Origin of the sequence: Burkholderia sp. AU6039 (genome assembly GCF_002223365.1) — a bacterium.
GTDB lineage: Bacteria > Pseudomonadota > Gammaproteobacteria > Burkholderiales > Burkholderiaceae > Burkholderia.
The window spans coordinates 670,299-693,002 of sequence record NZ_NKFK01000005.1 but is presented as its reverse complement, the minus strand read 5'-3'; the positions used below and the strand labels follow the sequence as shown (position 1 = coordinate 693,002).

Below are 22,704 nucleotides of genomic sequence, written 5' to 3'. Positions count from 1 at the left end.
GTTACGCTCCGACGCTCGCCCGCCGGCCGGCGAGCTGCTGCAGGTCTTCGACGATCTGCTTCTGCGACATCATGCTCAGGTCGATCACCTCGCGCGCCTGCGCGACGTAGTACTCGAGCTGCTCGTCGCTGCGCGCGAGCGACTTCTCGAGCGCGGCCTCGATGCGCTGCAGATGGGTCAGCAGCTTGTCGTTCGACTCCCCGAATACCTGCACGGCCATCCCGAACGCGTCGCCGAGGCTCGCAACCTCGACGGCGCCCGCCGTGACCTGTGCGGCCACCGAGTCGAGCTTGCGCGTCTCGGCATCGACGGTGTCGTTGAAGCGCGCGCCGACGCGGTCGAGCAGGTCGGCCGACGTGCTGACGAGCGCGTCGATCGCGGTGCGCTGTTGGGTCGACGCGTGGTTGACCGCGCCGAGCAGCGTTTCGAGTGTCGCGAGCAGGCGGCTGCGTTCCTCGAGCATCGCGGTGTCGTGCACCAGGCTGTCGGACAGGCGCTGGTGCAGTTCGGCGACGACGTCGGCCGCGGCCTTCGGCGCCTCCGAGGCAGCCTGCACGAGGCGCGCGATCTCGTTGATCGTGTCGCTCGCATGCACCTGCGCCTGCGCGGTGATGTCGTTCGCGGTGCGGGCCAGCGTGTCGCAGATGTCCTGCTGGCGCGTCGCGGCCTGTGCGCTCGTCTGCGCCCATTCGTCGCGCAGCGCGGCGGCCATCGCGGCGAGCGAGTCGTTCCATGCCGTCAGGCGCTGTTCGTCGCGCGCGGCCAGTTGCGTCTGCAGGCCGGCATGCGAATCGCGGATCGTCGACAGCAGTTCGTTCGAGCGCTGTTCGAACGTCGAGGCCTGTGCGGTCAGGTCGCGCGTCGTTTGTGCCAGTGCGTCGCAGATTTCCTGCTGACGGCCCGCGCTGTGTACACCTGCGCGCTGCCATTCGTCGCCGAGCTTCGCGGCCATCGCGGCCAGCGAGTCGTTCCACGCGGCGAGGCGTTCTTCGTCACGCGCCGCGAGCTGCGTCTGCAGGCCCGTATGCGAATCGCGGATCGTCGACAGCAGCTCGTTCGAGCGTTGTTCGAACGTCGATGCCTGTGCGGTCAGGTCGCGCGTCGTTTGCGCCAGTGCGTCGCAGATTTCCTGCTGACGGCCTGCGCTGTGCACGCCTGCGCGCTGCCATTCGTCACCCAGTTTCGCGGCCATCGCGGCCAGCGAGTCGTTCCACGCGGCGAGGCGTTCCTCGTCGCGTGCAGCCAATTGCGTCTGCAAGCCCGTGTGCGAATCGCGGATCGTCGACAGCAGGTCGTTCGAGCGTTGTTCGAACGTCGAAGCCTGTGCGGTCAGGTCGCGCGTCGTTTGTGCGAGTGCGTCGCAGATTTCCTGCTGACGGCCCGCACTGTGCACGCCTGCGCGCTGCCATTCGTCGCCGAGCTTCGTCGCCATCGCGGCCAGCGAATCGTTCCATGCGGACAGGCGTTCTTCATCGCGCGCGGCCAGTTGCGTCTGCAGGCCCGTGTGCGAATCGCGGATCGTCGACAGCAACTCGCTCGAACGTTGTTCGAACGTCGAAGCCTGTGCGGCGAGATCGCGCGTCGTTTGCGCCAGAGCGTCGCAGATTTCCTGCTGGCGGCCTGCGCTGTGCGCGCCGGCGCGCTGCCATTCGTCGCCGAGCTTCGCGGCCATCGCGGCCAGCGAGTCGTTCCACGCGGCGAGACGTTCCTCGTCGCGTGCAGCCAGTTGCGTCTGCAGCCCCGCGTGCGACTCGCGCATCGCGGCAAGCGTCGCGCCCGAATGGCGTTCGAACGTCGCGGCGGCCTCGCCCAGCGCGCGCGCATGCTGGCCGGCCAGCGTCTCGCCGACCTGCTCCTGGCGCGACAGCGCATCGCGCCATGCTTCCGACAGGCGGCTTTCCGTCGATTCGAGGCGCGTCGCCACGCCGTCGAGCAGCGCCGTCGAACGCTGCGAGAACGTGTCGGTGAACTGGCCGAGCGTCGTCTGCAGTTGCTGCGCGACGGCATCGCCCGCGCGGCGCTGTTCGTCGAGCGCGCGGTTCCAGACGGCCGTCACGTTGCCGGTGGTCTTCTCGAAGCCGTCCGTCAGCCCGTCGAGCTGACGCTGCACGGCGCCCGTCACGGTATCGCGCAGCGCGGCCATCTCCTGCGCGAGCCCGGTCATCGTCGCGGCGACGACCGGCTGCAGCGCGGCACCGGCCACGCGCGCGCTTTCGGCGGCGCTCTCCTTCAGCGCGTCGCCGACATTCGACGCGAGGCCCGCATACGCGCGCTCGGTGCGGTCGAAAAACGCCTGCTGGCTTTCGATCTGGCGATCGTGCAGCGCGACGCTGCGCGCCTCGAGCGTCGTCATCATCGTCTGCAGCCGGTCGACCAGCGCCGGCATCACGTCGGCCTGGCGCTGCAGCAGCCGGAACGATTCGTCGCGCTGGTGCGCGGACGAATGCACGCGCAGCGTCGTCGCGATCTTCGCGTCGAGCTGCTGGGCCGCGTCGATCCGCTCGCGGCGCACCAGTGCGGACAGCAGCCCGAGCATCGCGGAGGTCGCGACGCCGGCGATCGACGTGCCGAATGCGAACCCGAGGCCCTTCACCGGCGCGATCAGCGACGCGCGGATCGCGTCGAGATCGGTCGCGCTTTCGAGCGCGGCGCCCGTGCCCTTCAGCGTGACGACCATCCCGAGCAGCGTGCCGAGCATGCCGAGCAGCACGAGCAGGCCGACGAGGTAAGGCGTGAGCGACGGGCCCGGCAGCGCGACGCGCGCGCCTTCGACCCGCGCGCGCACGGCGCCGCGCAGGCCCGGGTGCAGCGTGTCGAGCCACGTGTCGAGTTTCGCGGGCGGCTCGGTCAGGCCGGCGACCGCGCGCGACAGCGTGGCGGTGGCCTGCCGGTAGCGCAGCAGTTCCCATGCGCCGGCGACGTAGCACGCGGCGATCAGCAGCGTGACGGCCGACGCCAGCGGGTTCGACGCGACATAGCCGACGCCGATCCAGCCCACAGCGAGCAGACCGGCGACGAAGACAACGAGATCAAGGCGAATTCTGGACATAGCGTGTTGATTAGCTGGTGCGAAGGGCCGCGAGCAGCCCGTCTACCGTTTGAAACCGGACTTCGAGTTCGGCAAGCAGGATGCTTTGCATCTCGTCGCGAAACGTATCGAGCCATGCGCCGGGCACGATTGCCGCGACGGCCGTGGCGTCGGCCACCACCGCACCGTCATCGGCTGGATTTGCCGTGGCGGCTGCGGCTGCGGCCGCGGATTCGGCGTCGGCCAGCGCCTGCCGCTCCGCGTCGCGCAGCCGCCCGAAACGGGTGCCGAGCAGCGCGGGGATGGCCGACAGCAGGCTGCGCTCGCGCGCGCCGAGCACGCGCTCCATGATCGCGTCGAGCGTCGCGAGCCGCGCCATGCCGGACGAGCGCGCGGCGACCGCGACCCGCAGGCGGCCGCGCAACTGGCCGATCGCCGTTTCCATGTCCTGCTGCAGGGACAGATAACGCTGGCGGAAATCCGCGAAATCGGCCGTGTCGGCGGCCGGCGGCGGCGGATCGCCGGGCCGGCGCCGCGCGCGCGGCCGGTTGGTGGCCGTGATCGCCTGCGCGAGCTCGTGGCGCACGCGCGCGCAGTCGCGCTCCGCGTCGTAGCCGCGCACGCCGGCGGCGACACCGGGCGGGCTCGCGTTCAGCGCGGACGACAGCGTGATCGCGTCGGTCCAGCCGAGCCACTGGCTCAGCCGGTCGGACAGCGTCTGCCGGGATTCCGCGACGTCGGCGTCGGCCACGCGCGCGAGCAGCCGGACGAGCGCCGGGCCGCTCAGCGCCGGGCGCGGAGGTGCTTGCACCATGCTGCAAACCGTCAAAAAAGGCAGCAGTTTACACGTCGCCGGGCGGTCGGCCGCCAGAATCGGGGAAGCGGCGCCGATCGGCGCGGCGGGCGACACACGCGAACGCCCGCCGCGCAAGGCTCGGCGGGCGACCGGGGCTTCGGCGGCGACGGTTCCGACGCGCCCTTGCCCTTGCCCTTGCCCTTGCCCTTGCCCTTGCCCTTGCCCTTGACCTCGCCCTTGACCTCGCCCGTCACCCGTCACCCGTCGCCCGCGGATCGCCGACCGCCGACCGCCGACCGCCGACCGCCGACCGCCGACCGCAAATATCGTCCGACGATACCGGCCGCGTTGCACTACCATCAAAGCACCCGTCGAGCCATGCGAGCCGGCCGCGGGCGGCGCCGCCGAGACCGGGCGCCACCGACCCACGACGACAACAGACGGGCCCGGCCCGACCGCACACGATGCTTGCCAATCTCGTCTCGCGCCTGCGCGACCGTTTCGGCAAACCGCCGACCCCGCAGGCCTTCGCCGAACGCCTGATCGCCACGCTGCGCGCATCGGGCGACACACGCACCTGGCGCCACGAGGACGAGAAGGGCTGCCTCGTCCAGTCGGATGTGCCGTCGAACATCATCAACCTGCACAACCTGTTCCACGACTACGCGGCCGCGAAGCCGTCCGAGCGGGACACCGTGCTGAAGCGCCAGGCGAACGCGATGATGCAGCACGAGATCCCGACGGATTTCGCCGCCGCGCGCGCGAAGCTGCGCCCCGTGATCCGCAGCGCGACCGAGCGCTGCGTGACGGCGCTGCAAACGGCCGGGCAGTTCGGCATCACGGAGCTGGCGTTCCGGCCGCTGTGCGAGAACATCGAGATCGGCATCGCATACGACGGCGAGCTCAACATCGCGCGCCTGCCGACCGCGACGCTCGACCGATGGGGCGTCTCGTTCGACGAAGCCTGCGACATCGCGATCGACAACCTGCGGGCCGCATCGTCGACGCCGTGGGCCGCGCTGCCGAACGGGGTATTCCTGTCGCAATTCGACGACTCGTACGACGCGGCGCGGCTGCTGCTGACCGACCTGCTCCACCGGCAGCCGATCGCCGGCGCGCCGGTCGTGATGGCGCCCAACCGCGCGGTGCTGCTGCTCACCGGCGACCGCAACCCGGCCGGGCTCGCCGCCATGGTCGACCTCGCCGAACAGGCGCAGGCGCAGCCGCGCCCGCTGCCGCTGCTGATGCTGCGCTGGGACGGCGCCGCCTGGCGGCGCTTCGTGCCGGCAGGGCTCGAAGCGAAGCTGCATGCGCTGCGCATCGGCGAGCTAGCGGGCGACTACCAGGATCAGCGGATGCTGCTCAACGACGTGCATGAGCGCGACGGCACCGACCTCTTCGTGGCGACCTACTCGGTGTACAAACGCCAGGACGGCAGCCTGTTCAGCGTCAGCGTATGGAGCGACGGCGTGCGTTCCCTGCTGCCGGAGACGGATATCGTCGCGCTCCATCGCGGCTCGACGGGGCAATCCGCCTACGTGCCGATGGCCGAGCTGCTGCACACGTGCGGCGACCTGATGACGGCCACCGGGCATCGCCCGGTGCGGTATGAAGTGAAGGCATTTCCGGACGACACGCGGTTCGCGGCGCTGTTGGCGCGGTTCAGCGAAGCCTGATGCTGACGCCGATGCGCGTTCGCACGGTGCGCGCCGGCAGCCCGCCACGGGAATGGCCGGCCGCCGTGCGATGCAGATCGGGAATGGAAGCGGTTAGATGCGCTCAGATGCCCGCTTTCGGCGCATTCAGGATCAGTCGCAGCCCGAGCAGCGTGATCGCGCCGGCGGCGATGCGGTCGACCCACTTCTTCGCGCGCAGGTAGAGCTCGCGCGGCCGGCGTGTGGAGAAGCACAGCGCGACGATCGTGTACCAGCCGAATTCGACGCCGAACACGAGCGGCGGCAGCGCCAGATAGCACCACAGCGGCGGATGCTGCGGGAGCAGCGCCGCGAAGATGCTGCCGTACCAGATCGCCGTCTTCGGGTTGCTGAGCTGGGTCGTGAGGCCCGTCCAGAACGACTTGCGCGCGCTGCCGCCGGCCAGCGCCTGCGGATCGTCCATCGCGATCGGCCGGTCGGCGCCGCGCCAGATCTTCGACGCCATGTAGATCAGGTACGCGCCGCCCGCCACCTTGAGGCCCACGTACAGCCATTCGACGGCCTGCAGCAGCGTATAGAGCCCGGCCAGCGCGACGCCGCCGAACACGATGCCGCCGATGCCCATGCCGAGCGCGGTGGCCAGCCCGTCGCGGCGCGACAGCCCGATCGAATTGCGGGCAACCAGCACGAAGCTCGGGCCCGGAATCATCGCGCCGAGAAACAGCGCGGCCAGGATGGCGAGTACGGCAGCCGATGCAGTCATCGAAGTCTCCTTGGTGAGCGACGCCGAATCGCCAGCGCCTGCGTGTCGTTTCCGATGGTCGAGCCGCTGATTCTGGCACGCTTCGCCCATGGCCGAAAGCGGCTTTGCGCTGCTATGCTGGCCCTCTTTCCCGTCATTCGCGCCGCCCCCCATGATCGAGATTCGCGCCGCCCGCTATCCCGATGACGCCCGTGCCGTCGAGGCGATCTTCCGCGAGTACATCGCGAGCCCGACCGTCAGCCTCGAATTCCAGGACTACGAGCCCGAGATCGCCGCGCTGCCCGGCAAGTACGCGGCGCCGCGCGGGCAGCTGCTGCTCGCGTGGCAAGGCGAGCGCGCGGTGGGCTGTGCGGCGTTTCGCGAGATCGACGCGACGACGTGCGAGATGAAGCGCGTCTATGTACGCCTCGACGCGCGCGGGCTGAACGTCGGCCGCCGGCTCGTCGAACGGCTGCTGCACGACGCGAAGGCGGCCGGCTATGCGCGCATGTGCCTCGACGTGCTGCCCGAATTCGTCGCCGCCAGGAAACTGTATGCGTCGCTCGGCTTCACACCCGCGCCGCCCGTCGCGTTCAACCCGGTGCCGGGCACCGAGTTTCTCGGGCGGGATGTGTAATCGCCACGCCGTCGGCACCGCTTTCCACCTTTCGACCGGACACCCCGTCATGCGCGCTTTCCGCCCGTCCATCCTGCTCCTCCCGCTGCTCGCCGCGCTTTCGCTGAACGCCCGCGCTGGCGACCTGCCGAAATCGGTCGCCGCGCAGTTGCCGCCCGGCTACCAGCCGCTGCTCGCGCATGCCGGGCCGGATCTCGACAACGGGCGGCACAGCTTGCTCGTCGTCGTGCATCGGGCGGTCGATACGCGCGAGCAGCCGTCGCCGCGTCCGCTGCTGATCTTCGAGGAACAACCGGATCATGCATTCCGGCTCGTCGCGAGCAACGACCAGGTCGTGCTGCGCGCGAACGAAGGCGGCCAGTGCGACCCGTTCGATCCTGACGATGCCGCCGACAATGGCTTCGCGATCAAGGGCCACTATTTCACCGTGCAGAACTTCGTCGCGTGCGGGCAGCACTGGAGCGACTACGTGACGTTCCGCTACGACCCGCGCACGCACGGGTGGCTGTTCTCGAACCAGATCGTCACCGAATCGTTTCCGCTCGACGACCAGCCCGACCACGTCACCGTCACGCGCGCCGACGCGCACCGGCCGGTGTCGTTCGGTCAGTGGAAACGCAAGGACTGACGCGCCCGGTGCCACGCGCCGCGACCGGTTGCATCGCACCCCGGCCGGCACGGGCACGGCCGGATACCGTCACGCCCAGCCTCTCCCGCGCTCGCGAGCACACGCCAACAGGACTACCATGAACGCTTGCCGTCGCGCGACCGTGCGCCGGCCTCGCACGCGGCTCGCCCGCACGCGTTCCCTCGCTGCACCCGCACTGGAGGACGACATGACGCAACACTTCGACGCGATCGTCATCGGCACCGGTCAGGCCGGGCCGCCACTCGCCGCGCGGCTGTCCGGCGCCGGGATGAAGGTCGCGATCATCGAGCGCGGCCGCTTCGGCGGCACCTGCGTGAACACCGGCTGCATCCCGACCAAGACGCTGATCGCAAGCGCCTACGCCGCGCAGCTCGCGCGCCGCGCCGGCGAATACGGCGTGTCGGTCGGCGGCCCCGTCACCGTCGACATGAAAGCCGTGAAGGCGCGCAAGGACCAGATCTCCGGCCGCTCGAACCACGGCGTCGAGCAATGGGTGCGCGGCCTCGCGAACACGACCGTGTTTCAGGGTCACGCCCGCTTCGAGCAGGCCAACACGGTGCGCGTGGGCGACGACGTGCTCGAGGCGGAACGCATCTTCATCAACGTCGGCGGGCGCGCGCAGGTGCCGGCCATGCCGGGCCTCGACACGGTGCCCTACCTGACCAACTCGACGATGATGGACGTCGACTTCCTGCCCGAGCATCTCGTGATCGTCGGCGGCAGCTACATCGGGCTCGAGTTCGGCCAGATGTATCGCCGCTTCGGCTCGAAGGTCACGATCGTCGAGCAGGGTTCGCGCCTGATCCGGCGCGAGGACGAGGACGTGTCGCAGGCAGTGCGCGAGATTCTCGAAAACGAAGGGATCGACGTGCAGCTCGACGCGACCTGCCTGAGCGCGCGGCGCGACGGCAGCGGCATCGCGGTCGGCCTCGACTGCGCGGGCGGCGGCCGCGAGGTCGCGGGCTCGCACCTGCTGCTCGCGGTCGGACGCGTGCCGAACACCGACGATCTCGGGCTCGACCGCGCGGGCGTCTCGACCGACGCGCGCGGCTACATCGAGGTCGACGAACAATTGCGCACGAACGTGCCCGGCATCTGGGCGCTCGGCGACTGCAACGGGCGCGGCGCGTTCACGCACACCGCATACAACGACTACGAGATCGTCGCGGCCAACCTGCTCGACAACGATCCGCGCAAGGTGTCCGATCGCATCGCGGCATACGCGCTGTACGTCGATCCGCCGCTCGGCCGCGTCGGCATGACGCTCGCGCAAGCGAAGCAGACCGGCCGCCGGCTGCTCGTCGGCACGCGCCCGATGACGCGCGTCGGCCGCGCGGTGGAAAAAGGCGAGAGCCTGGGTTTCATGAAGGTGATCGTCGACGCGGACAGCCACGCGATCCTCGGCGCGTCGATCCTCGGCGTGACGGGCGACGAAGTCGTGCACGGGATGCTCGACGTGATGGCCGCCGGCGCGCCGTACACGACGATCAGCCGTGCGATGCATATCCACCCGACCGTGTCGGAGCTCGTGCCGACGCTGCTGCAGGATCTGCATCCGGTCGAATGACGAGCGGCGGGCGGCTGCGCATCGGCGTCGCACGGGGGGCGAGCGGTATGCGAAGATGGCCGCTCGCCACGACATCCGGGAGCGCCATGGACCGCCTGCAAGCGATGCAGATCTACGTACAGATCGTCGAACGCGGCAACTTCACGCAGGCCGCCGACGCGCTGCAACTGCATCGGCCGGCCGTGACGAAAGCCGTGCAGCAGCTCGAGCAGGAACTCGGCGTCCGGCTGCTGAACCGCAGCACGCGCCGCGTCAGCGTGACCGCCGAAGGCGAGGCATTCCATGCGCGCTGCGTGCAGTTGCTCGGCAGCATCGACGACGCGTTCGCGTCGTTCCCGAAGCAGCGCGCGATCCCGAAAGGCCGGTTGCGCATCGACATCGCGCTCGCGCTGGCGAAGACGGTCGTGATTCCGGCGTTGCCCGATTTCCAGCAACGCTATCCGCAGATCGAGCTCGTGCTCGGCGCGAGCGACCAGCCGGCCGACCTGATCGGAGAAGGCATCGACTGCGTCGTGCGGGTCGGCAAGCTGAAGGATTCGAGCATGGTCGCGCGCACGGTCGGCGCGGTGCCGATGGTCACGTGCGCGTCGCCCGGCTACATCGCCCGCCACGGCTTGCCGCGCACGCTCGACGACCTTCGTGCGCATCGCGCCGTCAACTTCTTTACCGGCAGCAATCGCAAGGTGCTCGAATGGACGTTCCGCCCGCACGGCGAAACCGTCGCGGTGAAGCTCACGAGCAGCCTGCTGACCGACAACTCGGAAGCGCTGCTGTCCTGCGGGCTGGCCGGCCTCGGCATCGTGCATGCGTTGCGGCCCGCGCTGCAGCCGAGCATCGACTCGGGCCAGCTGATCGAGCTGCTGCCCGGCGTGCCGGCCGAGCCGAAGCCGGTGTCGGTGCTGTACCCGAACCGCGCGCATCTGCCCGACAAGGTGCGCGCGTTCATCGACTGGCTGACCGAGCTGTTTGCGCGGCGTTATCCGGCGTAGAACAGGTGTGCGCCGATTGTCATTCGTCGAATAACAATCAATGATCCCGCCGCGCGTTTCTCCGGCGCGGATACCCGCCTACAGTGCTTCTTCATCGACACCCGTTCATTGAAGGAGCCACCCATGTCCCGTATCGTTCGTTTCCACCGCGTCGGCGGCCCCGAGGTCCTGCAGATCGACACCGTCGACGTACCGGCACCCGGCCCCGACGACATCCAGCTGCGCGTGAAGGCGATCGGCCTCAATCGCGCGGAAGTCATGTACCGCAGCGGCGAATACACGTTCATGCCGCGCTTTCCCGCGGCGCTCGGCTACGAGGCGTCGGGGATCGTCGCGGCGGTCGGCCGCAACGTGACGGCGTTCGCCGAAGGCGATGCGGTGAGCGTCGTGCCGTCGTTCTCGTTCGCCGACTACGGGATGTACGGCGAGGTCGTCAACGTGCCCGCGCATGCGGTGGTCAGGCATCCGGCGAGCCTGTCGTTCGAGGAAGCGGCCGCGACGTGGATGATGTTCGTCACGGCGTGGGGCGCGCTGATCGAACTGGGCGGGCTGCAGCGCGGCGACGCGGTGCTGATCGGCGCCGCGTCGAGCAGCGTCGGGCAGGCGGCGATCCAGATCGCGAACCACGTCGGCGCGGTGCCGATCGCGCTGACGCGCGGCGAATCGAAACGCCAGGCACTGCTCGACGCGGGCGCGAAGCACGTGATCGTCGGCAGCCCTGCGGACCTGCCGCAGCAGGTGGCGGACCTCACCGGAGGCACCGGCGCGCGCCTCGTGTTCGATCCGGTCGGCGGCCCTGATGCCGCGAACCTGCTGCGCGCGCTGGCCACGAACGGCACGTTCTTCCAGTACGGTGCGCTCGACACGCGCGACATCCCGGTTCCGGTGATGGACCTGCTCGCACGCCACCTGACGCTGCGCGGCTACGAGCTGTTCGAGATCACCGGCGACGCGCAGAGGCTCGAACGCGCGACGCGCTTCATCGTGGACGGGCTCGCGGCCGGCACGCTGAAGCCGCTGATCGATCGCACGTTCGCATTCGACGACATCGTGGAAGCGCATCGCTACATGGAGGCCGGTGCGCAGGTCGGGAAGATCGTCGTCACGGTCTGAACGGTGCGAGGCGGGCGGGCCGCTTGTCTGTCAACAGCGGCACACCCGCCCGCCCCCCGTTCAGCTTTCGAAATACCGCGGCCGGTCGATATCGGCCAGCAACCCCGGCTGCGTCGGCGCCCAGTCGAGCGATGCACGCGTGCGCTCGCTCGTGGCCGGCGCATCCATCCCCGCGAACATCGCGAACCAGCCGAAGTGTTCGCCGGCTTCCGCCGCCGTTTTCGCGACGACCGGCACGTTCAGCCGCCGGCCGATCACTTCCGCGATGTCCCTGAACCGCACGCCGGTATCGTCGACCGCGTGATAGCGCGCGCCGGGTGCGCCGCGTTCGATCGCGAGCCGATAGACGCGCGCCGCGTCGAGCCGGTGCACGGCGGGCCAGCGGTTGTCGCCTTCGCCGATGTAGGCCGACGCGCCCTTCTCCCGCGCGAACGCGATCAGGCGCGGCACGAAAGCGTGATCGCCGTCGCCGTGCACGGACGGCGGCAGGCGCACGACCGATGCATGCACGCCGCGCGCCTCCAGCGCGACCGCGGTCGCTTCGGACGCCCGCGGGTAGGTCGACGACACCGGCACGTGCGGATCGTCCTCCGTCGCCGCGCGCCCGGGTGCGACGAGCGCGAGGCCCGACGTGACGACCAGCGGCCGCGCCGAGCCCGCGAGCGCCGCACCGATCGTCTCGATCGCGCGCCGGTCGAGCTCGCAGTTCTGCGCGAAGCGCGAGAAGTCGTGATTGAATCCCGTATGGATCACCGCGTCTGCGGCTTCGGCGCCGCGCGTGAGGCTGTCGAGATCCTCCAGCGACCCGCGATGGACATCGGCGCCGGCCGCCGCGACCGACGACGCGGCCGCATCGGACCGCGCGAGGCCGAGCACCGAGTGCCCGGCAGCAATGAGTTCGGCCACGACGGCCGCGCCGACGAAGCCCGACGCTCCAGTAACAAAGACACGCATGTTCAACACCTCCGGATGGCAGGGAGGCTTACTATCTGTCGATCGCCGTGCACGGTGAAGTCGTGACGGTTTACCGGTAAACGAACTAACAGGCTATGGCTGACGCCCCCGACAACCTGCTCGGCGCCTACCTTCGGGCCCGCCGCGAGAAACTCGACCCGGCCGCGCTCGGCCTGCCGGCCACGCGCCGCCGCACGCCGGGCCTGCGGCGCGAGGAAGTCGCCGAGCGTGCGCACGTGAGCACCGCGTGGTACACGTGGCTCGAACAGGGGCGCGGCGGGGCGCCGTCGGCCGACGTGCTCGACCGGCTCGCCCGCGCGCTGCTGATGAACGACGCCGAGCGCGAGCACCTGTTCCTGATCGGCGTCGGCCACCTGCCGGAAGTGCGCTATCACGCAGCCGACCATGTGTCGCCGCGCGTGCAGCACGTGCTCGATTCGCTCGACGCGAGCCCGGCGATCGTGCGCTCGGCGACGTGGGACGTCGTCGCGTGGAACGACGCGGCAGCCGCGACGCTGACCGACTACACGACGCTGTCGCCGCAACGGCGCAACATCCTGCGGCTCATCTTCGTCGATCCGCACGTGCGCGGCGTGCAGGCGAACTGGGAACGCGTCGCGCGGTTCGCGGTGGGCGCGTTTCGCGCCGACGTCGCGCGCGGCGGTGCGACGCAGGCCGTTCAGGCATTCGTCGACGAGATGCGCGCGGCGAGCGCGGAGTTCGACGCGCTGTGGCGCGACCACGATGTCCGCTCGCACGAAGAAGGGACCAAGGAGATCCACCATCCTGTCGTCGGGCGCATCGCGCTCGAATACTCGGCGTTCGCGGTGAGCGGCCGGCCCGACCAGACGCTCGTGATCTTTACGCCGGAAACGGCGGCCGATCGCGCGCTCGTCCGGTCGCTGGTGGCCGCGCGCGCGCAAGCGCTGGCCGAGCAGATGCCCGTCGCATGACGGCGCGCGTTTCATCCGATGAATGAGCTTTCACGCCGTATCGCCGGTCGCCCCATCCGGCCCCGTCGCCCCGCTCCGCCCCATCGCATTCCGCACTGATTCCCAGTCGAATATTTAATTTTCACCTGGCGTAGCGCGCGCTTACCCTTTCGGCATCGCATCACAGGGCCACCGGCCCCTCCCTGGAGCATCCCGATGTCCGAACCCGGCACCGCGCAAGCCGTCCACCGCCCGCATGCGGCTTCCGTGTCCCATGGCGCGCTCGCGCTGCTGGTGCTGGCCGGCCTCAACCTGCGGCCGTTCCTGACCGCGTTCGGCCCCGTGCTCGACGTCGTGCGCGCCGACACGGGCCTCGGCTTTCGCGCGGCCGCGCTGCTGACCACGCTGCCGTTCGTGCTGATGGGGGTCGTCGCCGGAGTCGGCGTCGGGCTCGCGCGGCGCGTGGGCGAGCAGCGCGCGCTGAGCGTCGCGCTGGCGCTGATCGCGGCCGGCTGCACGGCGCGCCTGTGGAGCGACGGCAGCGCGGGCCTGATCGGCACCGCGATCGTCGCGGGCGCCGGCGTCGCCGTGATCCAGGCGCTCGTGCCCGGCCTCGCGAAACGCTGGTTCGTCAACCGGCTGCCGCTCGCGATGGGCCTCTACTCGGCCGCGCTGGTCGGCGGCGGCGCGTTCGGCGCGGTCGCGAGCCCGTGGCTCGCCGCGCATGGCGGCTGGCATCTCGCGCTCGCCGTGTGGGCCGTGCCCGCGCTCGTCACGCTCGCGCTCTGGCGGGCGAAGGCGCCGCGCGACGCCGTGCGCGCGACGGCCGTGTCGGCTCCGCTCACCGCGTTCATCCGCATTCCGCGCGCGTGGCAGCTCGCGCTGTTCTTCGGGCTCAGCAACAGCGGCTACGCGAGCCTCGTCGCGTGGCTGCCCGCGTTCTACCGCGGCATCGGCATGCGTCCGCAAGCGAGCGGCAACCTGCTCGCGTGGATGGCACTGTTCCAGGCGATCGGCGCGCTCGCGATGCCGATGCTCGCAAAACGCTCGCCCGACCGCCGCGCCGTGCTGTGGCTCACGCTCGCGCTGCAGGCAGTCGGCTTCATCGGGTTCGCGACGCTGCCCGCGCACGCGCCGTGGCTCTGGGTCGCGAGCGTCGGCCTCGGTCTCGGCGGCTTCTTCTCGATGAGCCTGATCGTCACGCTCGACCACCTGCCCGATGCGCGGCTCGCCGGCGCGCTCGCCGCGTTCGTGCAGGGCATCGGCTTCCTGACCGTCGCGGCCAGCCCCTGGCTGATCGGCTGGCTGCGCGATGCAGGCGGCGGCTTCGCGATCGCGTGGTGGATGCATCTCGGCGTGATCGCCGCGATGGCCGCGCTGAACGCCGCGTTCGCGCCCGCCGGCTACCGGCACTGCATGGTGCGCGTCACCGGCGCCGCCCGCTAACGCCCCCTTCGAATCCGGACGTTCGCCGGCCGCTGCCGGCGCAACGTCCCGCCGCCCGCGCATGGCCGGACGCGGGCAGTCACGCCCGACGGCCGCTGGTTCGCTTCAAAACAAACACACTCAATCGGTATTGGAGACAGACATGAAAAAACTCGTCCTGGCCGTTGCGCTCGCGCTGACGGCCGGCGCCGCCGCCGCGAAAGACCCGGCAGTGCTGCGCCTCGGCGTCGACCCCAGCTATGCGCCGTTCGAATCGCTCGCGCCCGACGGCAAGCTCGTCGGCTTCGACATCGATCTCGGCAATGCGATCTGCGAGCGGATGAAGGTGCGCTGTGTGTGGGTCGAGAACGCGTTCGACGGGATGATCCCCGCGCTGAAGGCGCGCAAGTTCGACGGCGTGCTGTCGTCGATGAGCGTGACCGAGAAGCGCCTCGCGCAGATCGCATTCACGGACAAGATCGACAACGTGCCGCCCCGGCTCGTCGCGCGGCGCGGCTCGAACCTGCAGCCGACGCCCGAATCGCTGCAGGGCAAGAGCGTCGGCGTCGAGCAGGGTTCGACGCAGGAAACCTATGCACGCACGTACTGGGAGCCGAAGGGCGTGATCGTCCGCACGTACCAGACGCAGGATCTCGTCTACCAGGACCTGCTGTCGGGGCGGCTCGACGCGTCGCTGCAATCGTCGGTGCAGGCCGACCTCGGTTTCCTGAAAACCGCGAAGGGCGCGAACTTCGAATTCGCGGGGCCGCCGCTGCATGATCCGAAGACGCTCGGCGTGGGTTCGGCGATCGGCGTGCGCAAGGATGACGACGCGCTGCGCACGCAGATCAACCAGGCGCTGGCGAGCCTGATCCAGGACGGGACGTACCAGCGGATCGCGAAGAAGTATTTTTCGTTCGACATCTACAACTGACGGGAACGAACGAGGCAACGCGAAGGGGTGTCGTACACGAATGCACGACGCCCCTGCATAATTTCCTCGACCCGTCGATGCCGATCGCCAGCCGCCTTTCGTAGGACAAACGGAGCACCGGCCGCCCCCTTCTCCCGGTACGGCACCCTCCCGCGCGGGAAACCTAACCCTTTGTACTTCGATTTCCTAAACTGTCTGGAGGAGATCACGATCCGCTGTCTCGCAGCGTGCCCACTGCCGGATCGCGCACTGGACCGATCCCGGGAGAGAACACGATGCGAACGCCCTTCCTTGTTGCCGGACTCGTCGGATCCGGCCTCCTTCTGGACGGCTGCGCGACACCGATGGGTCAGCAAGCCGCTTCCGCTCGGACACCGCTGGAATATGTGCAGCCCCCCGATCAGTACGTGATCCCCGTACCACTCGCCCCGGCCATCAAAGCCGGCAATCTTGTGTTCGTTTCGGGGATTCCCGCTTATGACCGAAACGGCAAGCTCGCCGTCGGCGATTTCACCAGGCAGATGACCCAGGCGATGGAGAACGTCACGGGCATCCTCAAGGCCGCAGGCACAGGATGGGACCGCGTGGTGAAGGTGGATGTGATGCTGGTGCGCCGGGAAGACTTCAAGGAGATGAACCGCATTTACGCGGGATACTTCCAGGCCGGGAAATTCCCGACCCGAAGTACCGCCATCGTGGCGTCATTGCCGAATCCCGACTTTCTCGTCGAAATCGACTGTATCGCCGTGCTCGACAAGCCATGACGCCTGTCGCGAGCGATCGCGACAGGCACGACCCGTCAGCGTCGTACGGAGCGACTACGCCGCTCGCTGCAACAGATCGGTGGCGAACGACTTCGCGTGCGCGACGGCTTCCTGCGCGTCGCCGAACACACCGAGTTCATCCCAGTGTTCTTCGGCCGCGTACGTTCCCTTCACGGCGAGCGCCCGCTGAACACTCAACTGCGCGGCGTATTTGCCGTCCTGCAACGGCCGGGCCGTTGCCACCACCTTGTGCGGCGGGCTGGCTCGCTCCGGCTGAACCAGTTCGACGGCGCCGCCGGCCACGTCGACATACATCAACTCGTTCCGGGTGTTGCAGTCCGGGCAGTAGAAGCACCACCCCGCGTCCTCTTGATGGGGCCTGACCTGCCCGCGAGCCAGCACGGCGCGGCATGCAACGTTTTCGCAGATGAACGGCATGGCAGTCTCCGAAGTTGTTTGTCGGAAATCCTAGCATGTCCGTCGGCCGTCAACCACCGGCATCGGCAGGATTGCCTTGCGGTTGATCAGGTCCGGGCTTATACGCCCTTGATACGGCTTACACGCAGGTCGACCCGGCGCTCGCAAGCCTCGCGTCAGCCGGGATAAACTGTCTGCCCGATCCACGAACCCGGCCATCCTCCATGTTGATCCGCGTTGCCACGCCGTCCGATGCCATCCCGCTTGCCGAACTGAAGCGCGACACGTTTCGCGAAACCTTTCTGCAAGACGGATTCAATATCGACTACCCGCCGCACGATCTGGCTGCGTACGAGACCCAGGCCTACTCGGTGGAAACGGTCACGGGCCAGCTCAACGATCCCCAGTGCCGCACGTGGGTCGCCGAAAGCGACGACGGCCGGCTGGTGGGGTATGCGCACGCGGGGCCGTGCAAGCTCCCGCACCCGGAGGTTACCGACGGTGCGGGGGAAATCCATCAGATCTACCTTCGGCGCGGCACGCAAGGGACCGGCGCCGGGCGCGCGTTGTTCGATTCCGCACTGGACTATCTGGCCACGGAACGCCCCGGCCCGGTGTGGCTTGGCGTGTGGTCCGGCAACGCGAAGGCCATCGCCTTCTACGAGAAGGCCGGTTTCAGCAAGGTCGGCACGTACGATTTCAAGGTCGGGGAAGCGACTGACCTGGAGTTCATCTACCGTCGCTGACTTTCGCAGCGGCATGCCGGCCAAGCCGCGCCGGCGAAAGAAAAGGGGCGTCGCGCATGATCGCGCGGCGCCCCTGTTTCACTTCGGCCGGCCGGCCCGTTCGGGCAGCGACGGCGATTGATGCGTGAACGGCCGTCAATCGGCCCGCGTCACTTGTAATTGAACGCGTCCGGGTGGTTCTCGAGGCTGCCCGTCAGCGCCGCATACAGAATCGTCCGTCCGTCGATCGATTCGCTACCGCCGCCGATATTGAGCCATGTCAGCTTCTCGGCGCCCTCCTTCGGGCCTGCGACGGACAGCACCCCGTACATGACCTTCTTCTGCGGGTCGTACAGCACCGCGATGCGCTCCGACCCGCAGTTGTGCGGCTTGCAGGCCGTCATCACATAGACGTCGTGCCCGCCGAACACGACGGTGGTTCCCGGGGATTCGGTGCCTTTTGTCACCCATGCCGGCACCGCGTGACCTTTCTTCATCGCGGCGAACGCGTCGCTCGCCGCGCGATCGCCGGGGATGGCGCTCATCGTCCAGGTTTTCGTCGGCGTGGGGCCCGCGGCCCATGCGGCCTGGGCGAGGATCAGCGCGGCAGCGGCGAGGGGAATCCTGACGTTCATTTATCCATACTCCTGTCAATGTGGCGATTGCTTAGTCGCCGCAACACCGACAAGAGTTCGTCACGTCGTGTCAATTTTTGTCAGTCAATAGTGACTCCGCCTCCACAATGTCTTCGGCTCGTCGAGCAGGTGACGCAACCCGCTGCGCTCGATCGTGCGTTCCGCGACTTCGTTCACCCGTTCGAGCACCGCGCCTTCGTCCACCGACAACACCTTCCGATCCTCCATCAGCACCCTTCCGCCGACCATCGTCATGCACACGTCGGCCGCGTTCGCGAAGCACGTCACGCGATACACCGGCATGTTCATCGGCATCATGTGCGGCCGGAACAGGTCGATGAGGATGACGTCGGCGAGCTTGCCGGCTTCGAGCGAACCGACTTCGTGAGCGACCGACAGCGCCTTCGCCGCGTCGATCGTCACCATCTCCAGCACCTTGCCGTGCGGCAGCACGTCCGGGTCGCGGAAATGCCGGCGGTGGTAATGCATGCACTGCCACATGTGGCGGAACATGTCGTAGCCGCGATCGGGCGCCGCGCCGTCCGACGCGATCGCCACCGTCACGCCCGCATCGATCAGCTCGGGCACCGGGCAGCGCCCGATGATCGACATGATCGCGCTCGGGTTGTGGACGATCGCGGTGCCCGTCTCGACGCATGCCGCGATGTCGTCGTCGGTCAGGTCGATGCTGTGCGACATGAACGACGTCGGGCCGAGCAAGCCGAGCTCGCGATGCGCGAACGCGAGCGTGCCCGCGCGGTGGCCGTCCTGCGTGAACGTCAGCCCGCGCTCGCGCGCCAGCGCGCCGTAACGGGCGGCCTGGTCGCGGAAGTCGCGTTCGTGCCGCGCGAGTTCGGGGTCGTGCTCGGGCCCGTACACGGGCAGCGTGAGCGCGATGCGGATCCGGCCGTCGGCATCGCCGTGGCATTCGTCGATGATGCTTTGGCACACTGCGTACATCGTGTCGAAGCCGATGTCGCGCGTGTCGCTGCCGTCCGGCGTGTGGCGCGTGTAAGCACGCGGCGCCGGTGGCCGCGACGGGCCGACCGCGACGATCGAGCGCGTGCCGGTGCGCACGACCGCATCGCAATGGCGCCGTGCATAGACCGGATCGTCGACGCGCATGATCGAGTTGCCGCCGCCGAGCAGCGACACGCCCGTCGTCACGCCGGCCTTCAGCCGTTCGAGCGCGGCAAGGTGCGATTCGGTTTCCCAGAACGCCTCGTCGGACGCACGCGTGTAGATCGTCTCGGCCGCGGCCGACCATGCGTCGCCGTCCGCGCCGCCGATCGTGCGCAGCATCGCGTGGCCCGCATGCGCATGCGCATCGATCAGGCCCGGCAGCACGGCCTTGCGGCGCGCGTCGATCGTGCGTGCGGCGCAGTAGCGGGCCTGCAGTTCGTCGGTGCCGCCCACGGCGACGATACGATCGCCTTTCACGGCAACCGCGCCATGCTCGATCACACGCCGCCGCGGGTCCATCGTGATCACGCAGCCATTCGCGATCAGCGTGTCGATCGCTTCGCGGTTGTCCGCTCGGTTGTCCTCGGTCGTCATCGCACAATGTCCTGTTGTCGTTCGATTGATTTCATTGCCGTCCAGTCGCCCCGTCATCACGCGGAACCGACCGGCGTAGCAACCCGCGCCTTCAGCCTGCGCTGCCCCGCGCTGATCACGACGAACACCACCGCATTCACCGCAAGCGCGACGAGCCCGGGGTTGATCGACGTCAGCGTGTTCGACGCGCGCGGGAACAGCGACGCGAGCGTCACGCCATAGTAGTTCGTCATCGCGATCACGATCGCGCCGGCGGCGATCCCCGCGAATGCACCTTCGCGCGTGCCGAACGGCCGCTTCAGGAAGCTCGATGCGAGCATCGGCACGAGCTGCGTGAGCAGGCTCGACGAGAAGATCGCGAGCGTGACGAACGTCGCGCCGCCGCGCAGCACGAAGTAGACGACCACCAGCGTGAAGATCGGCAGCGCGATCCGCGCGACGCGCGTCACCTCGCGGTCGGTCGCGTTCGGCGCGAAACCTTCGCGGTAGATGTTGCGCGCGATCGTCGTCGACGCGTTCAGCATGATCAGCGAACCCGGCACCAGCGCGGTCAACAGGCCCGTGCCGCCGACGATGCCGACGAACCACGCCGGGAACGTCTGCTTCACGAGCCGCAGCAGCGCGAGATCGGCCTGCGCGCCTTCGAGCCCGTGCACGGTCATCACGGCCGCGAAGCCGACGAGGAACAGGAACGCGATCAGCACCTGGTACAGCGGCATCAGGATCACGTTGCGGCGCAGCGCGCGCTCGTCCTTCGCGACGTAGATCGCGGTGAAGCCGTGCGGATACAGGTAGTAGCCGAGCGACGTGAGCAGGATCGTCGAGTTGTACCAGCTCAGGTTGAAGCCGTGCTCGGGCATGCGCAGCAGTTCGGGATGCGCGGCGTCGAGCTTCGCGAACATCGCGCCGAGGCCGCCGTAGTAATGCATCGGCAGGTACAGGCCGAGGAAGATCGCGATCGCGAGGATCAGCACGTCCTTGAAGATCGCGATGCTCGCCGAACCGTGGATGCCCGACACGACCATGTACACGGCCATCAGCGTCGCGGCGATCCAGATCGCGGCCGCTTGCGGAATCAGCCCGTACGACATCTCCGACACGATCACGCCGAGCCCGCGCAACTGGATCATCAGCAGCGACACCATCGCGAACACCGCGACGACCGACACCAGCACGCCGATCGCGCGGCTGTCGTACTTCGCCGCGAAGTAGTCGGCGAACGACACGAGCCCGCGCGCCTTCGCGTAACGCCAGACGGCCGGCAGCATCCAGTAGCCGATCACGAACGCGAGGCAGCCGTACGACAGGATGTAGAACGCGGGCACGCCCTTGCTGTAGGTCCAGCCGCTCGCGCCAAGGAACGAGAACGTCGAGAACGCCTCGCCGGCCATCAGCAGGAACGTGAGCAGCGAGCCGAAGCCGCGACCGCCGACCGCCCACTGCTCGAGCGTGAGCTTGCGGCCGCGGCGCGCCATCACGCCGATCGCGAGCGCGAACACGGCGAACGCCGCGATGATGAGGATCGATGCGTTCATCGCGCTTCTCCCGAGCGGCCGGCGCGGGCCGCGTCGCGCTCGTCGCGCTCGTCGAGATGAAACAGGATCGCGAGGATCGCGGCGGTGGCCGCCATCCAGGCCAGGTTCCACACGAGCAGGAACGGCAGCCCGAACAGCAGCGGCCGCACCTCGGCGAGCGAGCCGCCCGCATACATTCCGACGAACGGCAACGCCGCCAGCAACAGTTTGAGTTTCATGAGTGCCTCCTCCGGAAGACGCGCGTATGCGTCAGAACATCAGAACTTCTGGCGGATGCCGACCACCACCGCCACCTGGGACGTCGTCGACGACGCGCTGTCGGTGCCGTCGATCCACGCCCGGCCGACACCCGACGACGCCTTCTGGTAGAAGCCGTTCACGTACACGTCGGTGCGCTTGGACAGCAGGTACTGGACGCCGGCCGATACCTGGTGGTAGTGGCCGCTGTCGCTGGCGCGCGCGACCTGCGTATAGGTGTAGCCGGCGGCGGCCATCAGCGCCGGCGTGATCAGGTAGCGCAGGCTGCCTTCGTAGTTGTTGAAGCGCAGCGCGCCGCCCGTCGCCTGCCCGAAGTTCGAGCCCGTGTACAGCAGGCCGAGCGTGGCCGGCCCGATCGCGTAGCTGCCGCCCGCGCCCCAGATCTGCTGGCGGAGCGCGTTCCCGAGGCTCGCGCCGAACACCGATTCCGACGCCGGATAGTAGTTGTCCGAAGCAACGGCGCCGCTCGTGCTGACAGCGGGATGGTTCACGCGCGCATACGCGGCGCCCGCGTTGAGCGGCCCGTTCACGTACGTGACGCCCGCGCTCCAGCTGTTGTCGTTCGCGAAGCCGGTCGAGTTGGAGAAGCCGTACACGAGATTCGCCTGCAGGCCCGCGAGCGTCGGCGACACGTACTTCACCGCGTTGTTGGTGCGGAACGTGTTGTTGATGTCGTCGTTGTCGAACGGGTGCGTCGAGTACTGCGCGAGGAAACTGCTCATCTGCAGCGAGCCGAGGATGTCCTGCGTCGAGTTGTACTGGCGGCCGAGCGTCACCGCGCCCCAGTTCGCGCCGCTCAGCCCGACCCACGCCGACCGCCCGAACATCCGGCCGCCCTGCCCGAGCGTGCCGTTCGCGACGTTGAAGCCGTTCTCGAGACGGAAGTTCGCCTTCAGACCGCCGCCGAGATCCTCGGTGCCGATCAAGCCCCAGCGCGGGCCCGATTCGTTGCCGCCGGTGAATTGCCACAATGCGTGGCCCTTCGCGTTGTTCGTGTAAGTCACGCCCGCGTCGACGATCCCGTACAGCGTCACCGTCGACTGCGCGTGCGCGGCGCCGGCAAACAGCATGGCCACGGCCGCGCCCACGCGTGCGGCGCCCGTCTTCCCACCCTTCATTCGCACCATCTCCGTCTTCTCCGCTCCAAACCTGTTCATCGATGTGTTGTGTTTTTTTGATCCTGCCCATACGCGCCGATCGGGTTGTATAGACAGTCGCTGGATGGTATCCAGCCGCAATCACATCAAGAAATGAAATGTTCAACTGGGCGGCAGTTGAAAATCGAATGGCGGGGAGATGAGCGGGGAGGTTGCGCCGCTGCAAGAAAAACGAAAGCGCGCGAGTCCGCTGGACATGGCGCGCTTTGCTCAGACGTGAATGGCTCGCGTAAGC

General features: G+C 68.6%; 21 protein-coding genes. 11 read left to right on the top strand and 10 right to left on the bottom strand.

All coding sequences use genetic code 11. From position 1 onward, the window contains the following. Position 1: 1 nt before the first annotated feature. Both CFB39_RS20910 and CFB39_RS20905 read right to left on the bottom strand, forming a co-directional pair. Complete coding sequence (locus CFB39_RS20910) at positions 2 to 3,049, bottom strand: DUF802 domain-containing protein (protein ID WP_089474283.1); 3,048 nt, start codon at positions 3,047 to 3,049, stop codon at positions 2 to 4. A gap of 10 nt (positions 3,050 to 3,059) precedes the next feature. Continuing rightward, on the bottom strand, positions 3,060 to 3,842 hold the full coding sequence (locus CFB39_RS20905) for a DUF3348 domain-containing protein (RefSeq protein ID WP_089474282.1): 783 nt from the start codon (positions 3,840 to 3,842) through the stop codon (positions 3,060 to 3,062). A gap of 446 nt (positions 3,843 to 4,288) precedes the next feature. On the opposite strand from CFB39_RS20905, the gene CFB39_RS20900 reads away from it, so the two are divergent. Next, positions 4,289 to 5,500, top strand: a complete 1,212-nt coding sequence (locus CFB39_RS20900) for a hypothetical protein (protein WP_089474281.1) — start codon at positions 4,289 to 4,291, stop codon at positions 5,498 to 5,500. Between the two features lie 103 nt (positions 5,501 to 5,603). Here the strand turns inward: CFB39_RS20900 and CFB39_RS20895 are convergent, their stop codons facing one another. Beyond that, on the bottom strand, positions 5,604 to 6,242 hold the full coding sequence (locus tag CFB39_RS20895) for a LysE family translocator (RefSeq protein ID WP_089457694.1): 639 nt from the start codon (positions 6,240 to 6,242) through the stop codon (positions 5,604 to 5,606). Between the two features lie 151 nt (positions 6,243 to 6,393). Between CFB39_RS20895 and CFB39_RS20890 the strand changes: the two genes are divergently transcribed. From CFB39_RS20890 to CFB39_RS20870, 5 genes are all read left to right on the top strand, one after another. Continuing rightward, positions 6,394 to 6,858 carry a GNAT family N-acetyltransferase gene (locus tag CFB39_RS20890; protein WP_089474280.1) on the top strand — a complete coding sequence of 155 codons (465 nt, stop codon included), beginning with the start codon at positions 6,394 to 6,396 and terminating at the stop codon, positions 6,856 to 6,858. A 49-nt stretch (positions 6,859 to 6,907) separates the two neighbouring features. Then, positions 6,908 to 7,486: a hypothetical protein gene (locus CFB39_RS20885; RefSeq protein WP_089474279.1), complete on the top strand. Its 579-nt coding sequence runs from the start codon at positions 6,908 to 6,910 to the stop codon at positions 7,484 to 7,486. 208 nt (positions 7,487 to 7,694) lie between these two features. Beyond that, a complete protein-coding gene (locus CFB39_RS20880) occupies positions 7,695 to 9,074 on the top strand; it encodes an FAD-containing oxidoreductase (RefSeq protein ID WP_089474278.1) in 1,380 nt (459 codons plus the stop codon). A gap of 86 nt (positions 9,075 to 9,160) precedes the next feature. Then, complete coding sequence (locus tag CFB39_RS20875; RefSeq protein WP_089474277.1) at positions 9,161 to 10,063, top strand: LysR family transcriptional regulator; 903 nt, start codon at positions 9,161 to 9,163, stop codon at positions 10,061 to 10,063. Between the two features lie 123 nt (positions 10,064 to 10,186). Then, positions 10,187 to 11,176, top strand: a complete 990-nt coding sequence (locus tag CFB39_RS20870; protein ID WP_089474276.1) for a zinc-dependent alcohol dehydrogenase family protein — start codon at positions 10,187 to 10,189, stop codon at positions 11,174 to 11,176. A 60-nt stretch (positions 11,177 to 11,236) separates the two neighbouring features. Here the strand turns inward: CFB39_RS20870 and CFB39_RS20865 are convergent, their stop codons facing one another. Then, on the bottom strand, positions 11,237 to 12,130 hold the full coding sequence (locus CFB39_RS20865; RefSeq protein WP_089474275.1) for an SDR family oxidoreductase: 894 nt from the start codon (positions 12,128 to 12,130) through the stop codon (positions 11,237 to 11,239). A gap of 95 nt (positions 12,131 to 12,225) precedes the next feature. On the opposite strand from CFB39_RS20865, the gene CFB39_RS20860 reads away from it, so the two are divergent. The 4 genes from CFB39_RS20860 to CFB39_RS20845 all read left to right on the top strand — a co-directional run bounded on the left by CFB39_RS20860 (position 12,226) and on the right by CFB39_RS20845 (position 16,185). After that, positions 12,226 to 13,083, top strand: a complete 858-nt coding sequence (locus CFB39_RS20860; protein ID WP_089474274.1) for a helix-turn-helix transcriptional regulator — start codon at positions 12,226 to 12,228, stop codon at positions 13,081 to 13,083. 195 nt (positions 13,084 to 13,278) lie between these two features. Next, positions 13,279 to 14,508, top strand: a complete 1,230-nt coding sequence (locus tag CFB39_RS20855) for a cyanate transporter (RefSeq protein WP_089474273.1) — start codon at positions 13,279 to 13,281, stop codon at positions 14,506 to 14,508. 142 nt (positions 14,509 to 14,650) lie between these two features. Then, positions 14,651 to 15,421 (top strand): ABC transporter substrate-binding protein, encoded by a 771-nt coding sequence (locus CFB39_RS20850; RefSeq protein WP_089443156.1) that lies wholly within the window; start codon positions 14,651 to 14,653, stop codon positions 15,419 to 15,421. Between the two features lie 275 nt (positions 15,422 to 15,696). Further along, positions 15,697 to 16,185 carry a RidA family protein gene (locus CFB39_RS20845; RefSeq protein WP_089443157.1) on the top strand — a complete coding sequence of 163 codons (489 nt, stop codon included), beginning with the start codon at positions 15,697 to 15,699 and terminating at the stop codon, positions 16,183 to 16,185. Positions 16,186 to 16,239: 54 nt separating this feature from the next. Here the strand turns inward: CFB39_RS20845 and CFB39_RS20840 are convergent, their stop codons facing one another. Beyond that, entirely contained in the window at positions 16,240 to 16,623 is a 384-nt protein-coding gene (locus tag CFB39_RS20840) for a hypothetical protein (RefSeq protein WP_089428203.1), read from the bottom strand. Between the two features lie 203 nt (positions 16,624 to 16,826). Here CFB39_RS20840 and CFB39_RS20835 point away from each other — a divergent pair, with 203 nt between their 5' ends. Beyond that, a complete protein-coding gene (locus CFB39_RS20835; RefSeq protein ID WP_089474272.1) occupies positions 16,827 to 17,348 on the top strand; it encodes a GNAT family N-acetyltransferase in 522 nt (173 codons plus the stop codon). A 149-nt stretch (positions 17,349 to 17,497) separates the two neighbouring features. On the opposite strand, the gene CFB39_RS20830 is transcribed toward CFB39_RS20835, so the two are convergent. The 5 genes from CFB39_RS20830 to CFB39_RS20810 all read right to left on the bottom strand — a co-directional run bounded on the left by CFB39_RS20830 (position 17,498) and on the right by CFB39_RS20810 (position 22,439). Then, positions 17,498 to 17,962: an Ivy family C-type lysozyme inhibitor gene (locus CFB39_RS20830; RefSeq protein WP_089474271.1), complete on the bottom strand. Its 465-nt coding sequence runs from the start codon at positions 17,960 to 17,962 to the stop codon at positions 17,498 to 17,500. Positions 17,963 to 18,046: 84 nt separating this feature from the next. Continuing rightward, positions 18,047 to 19,519, bottom strand: coding sequence for an amidohydrolase family protein (locus CFB39_RS20825; RefSeq protein WP_089474270.1), 1,473 nt, complete (start codon positions 19,517 to 19,519; stop codon positions 18,047 to 18,049). Positions 19,520 to 19,575: 56 nt separating this feature from the next. Beyond that, positions 19,576 to 21,054, bottom strand: a complete 1,479-nt coding sequence (locus CFB39_RS20820) for a sodium:solute symporter (RefSeq protein WP_089474269.1) — start codon at positions 21,052 to 21,054, stop codon at positions 19,576 to 19,578. Then, complete coding sequence (locus tag CFB39_RS20815; protein ID WP_089474268.1) at positions 21,051 to 21,272, bottom strand: DUF3311 domain-containing protein; 222 nt, start codon at positions 21,270 to 21,272, stop codon at positions 21,051 to 21,053. Before CFB39_RS20815 ends, CFB39_RS20820 begins: the two co-directional genes overlap by 4 nt. Positions 21,273 to 21,311: 39 nt before the next feature. Next, positions 21,312 to 22,439 (bottom strand): porin, encoded by a 1,128-nt coding sequence (locus CFB39_RS20810; RefSeq protein WP_144030337.1) that lies wholly within the window; start codon positions 22,437 to 22,439, stop codon positions 21,312 to 21,314. Positions 22,440 to 22,704 lie beyond the last annotated feature (265 nt).